Here is a 3,405-nt window from a genome sequence, read left to right on the forward strand (position 1 = left end):
GGGCACAAAGGAACGGCCGACGAATCCCCTGACAGGAGCCCCGCCCCATGAGCCAGACCTCGCAGATCACCCGTCGAGGAGCCCTCGCCGGCATCGCCAGCCTGACCGTCGCGCCGGCCCTGGCCAGCGCCGCCGTGCAGACCTACCCCGTGGTCGGCAAGGTCGAGCGGCTGGACCCCGCCCTGGACGCCCTGATCGACGCCGACGCCGTGGTCGAGCAGGTGCTGGACGGTTTCACCTGGAGCGAGGGTCCGGTCTGGGTCGGCGGCCAGGGCGGCTTCCTGCTGGTCTCGGACGTGCCGGCCAACAAGATCCTGCGCTGGTCGCCCCCACAGGGAAAAAATGCCGGCGGCGGCGCGGTCTGGCTGACGCCGTCCGGCTACGCGGGTCCGGAGACGAACAGCCTGCGCGAAGCCGGCTCGAACGGTCTGATCCTGGCGCGCGGCGGACTGGTGATCGGCGACAGCGGCAACCGCTGCATCTCGCGCATCGACCTGAAGACCCAGAAGAAGACGGTGCTGGCCGCCAGCTTCGAGGGCAAGCGCCTCAACAGCCCCAACGATCTGGTCCTGGCCCGCGACGGCGCGATCTATTTCACCGATCCGCCGTGGGGCCTGAAGGGCGACTGGAGTTCGCCCTACCGCCAGACCGACTATTCCGGGGTCTATCGCCTGGGGACCGACAACGTCGTGACGCTGATCGACAGGACCATCGAGCCGAACGGCATCGGCCTGTCGCCCGACGGCAAGACGCTGTACGCCACCGACCGCAAGTCGGGCTGGGTGGCCTGGGATCTGGACGCCAAGGGCGCGCCGACCGCCCGCCGCCAGTTCGTCGATCGCGCGAGCAGCGGCATCGACGGCGGCGACGGCCTGAAGGTCGACCGCGGCGGCAACCTGTGGGCCTCCAGCAAGGACGGCATCTCGATCTTCACCCCGGCCGGCAAGCGGATCGGCGTCATCAGGGCCGACGACGTGATCTCCAACTGCGAGCTGGCCGCCGACGGCCATCTCTACATGTCGTCCAACCACCGCGTGATCCGGGTCAAGGTGAAGGCGAAAAAGCTGGCGGTCTGACTGCGGGACGCCATCGAGACTCAAACTCCGGACAAACCTCAGCCGCACTGGTGTAAAATCCCGAGGCGAATTGAGAATTCTCCCGATTGGTTCGCGGGCCTTCGACGCTCAGCTTGACGGCTGCACGCGGAGAGACGCCATGGCCCGATCGTCCACGAAGTCCGGCTTCCTGACGTTGGGGGCGGGAGTCGGCGCGGCCTTCGTCGCCTTCGCCTCGTCCGCTCAAGCTCAGAACATCGAAGATCGCTACTGGCTGGAGGCCCAGGCGTTCTGGCCCGACATCGACACCACCGTCGAGGTCGCGGGCAGCGGCGGTTTGGTCGGCACGAAGATCGACCTGGAATCCGACCTCAAGCTGAAGGACCGCAAGTCGCTTCCGGCCTTCTTCGCCGGCGCCCGATTCGGCGACCACTGGTCGATCATCGGCGAATACTACGCCCTCAACCGCAGCGCCTCGGCCAGCGCCAATCGGGACATCACCTTCGACGACGTCACCTTCCCCGCCGGCGCCACCATCGCCAGCGAGTTCGACACCGACGTCTATCGACTGGCGGTCGGCTACTCCTTCATCCGCAACGACAAGGCTGATCTGGGCGTGGCGCTCGGCCTGCACGCCACGCAGTTCTCGGTCGCCCTCGAAGGACAGGGCCATGTCGGCTCCGCCGCGGTCCAGACCCAGAACCGCAAGCGTGATGCGCTCGCCCCCCTGCCGACGGTGGGCCTGTACGGCGCCTACCAGGTGACCCCCAGGCTGTCGCTGGGCGGACGGGTCGACTACCTCTCGCTGAAGGTGTCGGATTATGACGGCCGCTTGATCAACGCCGAGGCGCGCGCCTCGTACCGCCTGTTCAAGAACGTCGGGGTCGGCGTGATGTACCGCTATGTCGACTACGACCTCGACATCGAGAAGGATCGCTGGAACGGCGAGGTGGCCTACAAGTTCAAGGGCCCCGCCCTCTTCCTCCAGGCCGCCTTCTAGCGGCCCGGCTCGGTCATGGCCGGCGGATCGCTGGCCGGAAAGCTGTCCTCCAGCGCCTCATCCAGCCGGGCTTCCCGCTCGGCGCGCAGGCGTTCGTTGAGCGCCACGCTGGCCTCCATCCGCGCCAGCTGCTCGGGCGTCGCCGGCCCCTGGTGGCGCGCCTTCCACTCCGACTGCGGCATGCCGTAGACCGCCTCGCGGGCCTGGTCCGGGCTCAACGCCCCCTCGGACGCCTCGCTCACCCAATCGCCCAGGCAGTTGCGGCAAAAGCCGGCCGCGCCCATCAGGTCGACGTTCTGAACGTCGGTCCGTAGACGCAGATGCTCGACCAGTCTGTGGAAGGCGGCGGCGGCGAGACGGTCGTCGATCTTGTTGGTCATGGCGCTGGCTCGCATTGTCGTGTGCGTCACCATTTGGCGGCTCGCGGCCTGATCGGCAATGCAGTCTCTTCAGGGCTGATCGCCCAGATCGAAGATCCGCTCCGCCGGGGCCCACTTCACGCCGGGCTCCGCCCAGGCGACGGGCCGCTGGAACGTGCTCATCAGCGCCTCCCAGGCTTGGACCGCCGGATCGCTCGCATCGGCGGCGGCCTTGGCTTCCGAAGAAAAGCCGGGGCCGATTCCCATGATCATGAACAGCCGATTGCCGCTCAGCCAGATCTCCATCCCGACAATCCCGCTCGACCGGATCGACTCGAGGACGGCGGCGGGCGGACCGCCGGGGGCGTGCCACCGCCGATAGGCCGCGATCGCCTCGGTCTCATCGGCCAGATCCACCGTGAAGCATCGCCGCGTGGTCGACATCGCTCCCTCCCCGTCCGCCATTCGGCGTTTTCATATTTGACGCGTCACGTCATCCATGATGACTTCATCCGATAATGCGAGCCGGGTCAACCAGGCCGCGCTGGAGGAAGCGACCATGGAACACCACCGCAAGACGGCGCTCGCGCCGCTGATCCTGATCGTCACCCTGTTTTTCCTTTGGGGCGTGGCCAACAACTTGAACGACGTGCTGATCCCACATCTCAAGAAGGCGTTCTTCCTCAGCGACCTCCAGTCGGGCCTGGTCCAGTCGGCCTTCTATCTGGGGTACTTTTTCCTGGCTCTGCCGGCGGGGCTGGTGATGCGCCGCTACGGCTACAAGGCGGCCGTGATCGTGGGGCTGCTGCTGTTCGGCGCCGGGGCGCTGATGTTCTATCCGGCCGCCGAGGCGCGGCAGTATTCGTGGTTCCTGGCCGCCCTGTTCGTGCTGGCCTCGGGCCTGGCGTTCCTGGAGACCTCGGCCAACCCGCTGATCACCGTGCTGGGCGATCCGGCCAGCGCCGAGCAGCGCCTCAACCTGGCCCAGGCC

At 67.4% G+C, this 3,405-nt stretch carries 4 protein-coding genes and 1 pseudogene; 3 read left to right on the plus strand and 2 right to left on the minus strand.

Annotated features, from left to right (window positions below; translation table 11 throughout):
- Positions 1–47: 47 nt before the first annotated feature.
- Both AC1DZ6_RS21790 and AC1DZ6_RS21795 read left to right on the plus strand, forming a co-directional pair.
- On the plus strand, positions 48–1,076 hold the full coding sequence (locus AC1DZ6_RS21790) for an SMP-30/gluconolactonase/LRE family protein (RefSeq protein ID WP_477099218.1): 1,029 nt from the start codon (positions 48–50) through the stop codon (positions 1,074–1,076).
- A 139-nt stretch (positions 1,077–1,215) separates the two neighbouring features.
- The gene (locus AC1DZ6_RS21795) at positions 1,216–2,055 is read left to right on the plus strand and encodes an outer membrane beta-barrel protein (protein ID WP_477099219.1); all 840 of its coding nucleotides are present in this window, start codon (positions 1,216–1,218) and stop codon (positions 2,053–2,055) included.
- A 74-nt stretch (positions 2,056–2,129) separates the two neighbouring features.
- On the opposite strand, the pseudogene AC1DZ6_RS21800 reads toward AC1DZ6_RS21795, so the two are convergent.
- Together AC1DZ6_RS21800 and AC1DZ6_RS21805 are read right to left on the minus strand one after the other, a co-directional pair.
- Positions 2,130–2,435: pseudogene (locus AC1DZ6_RS21800) on the minus strand (DUF1244 domain-containing protein); the annotation flags it as partial.
- A gap of 69 nt (positions 2,436–2,504) precedes the next feature.
- Entirely contained in the window at positions 2,505–2,879 is a 375-nt protein-coding gene (locus tag AC1DZ6_RS21805; RefSeq protein ID WP_477099220.1) for an L-rhamnose mutarotase, read from the minus strand.
- Positions 2,880–2,973: 94 nt separating this feature from the next.
- Between AC1DZ6_RS21805 and AC1DZ6_RS21810 the strand changes: the two genes are divergently transcribed.
- Positions 2,974–3,405 (plus strand): MFS transporter (locus tag AC1DZ6_RS21810; protein WP_477099221.1); only part of this gene is annotated, 432 nt, incomplete at its 3' end.

Source organism: Caulobacter sp. P1_B12_2, assembly GCF_056406675.1.

Bases quoted from the DNA above. Each gene is read 5' to 3' on its own strand.
- AC1DZ6_RS21790 (WP_477099218.1), top strand. From the start codon at position 48: ATGAGCCAGACCTCGCAGATCACCCGTCGAGGAGCCCTCGCCGGCATC.
- AC1DZ6_RS21795 (WP_477099219.1), top strand. From the start codon at position 1,216: ATGGCCCGATCGTCCACGAAGTCCGGCTTCCTGACGTTGGGGGCGGGA.
- AC1DZ6_RS21805 (WP_477099220.1), bottom strand. From the start codon at position 2,879: ATGGCGGACGGGGAGGGAGCGATGTCGACCACGCGGCGATGCTTCACG.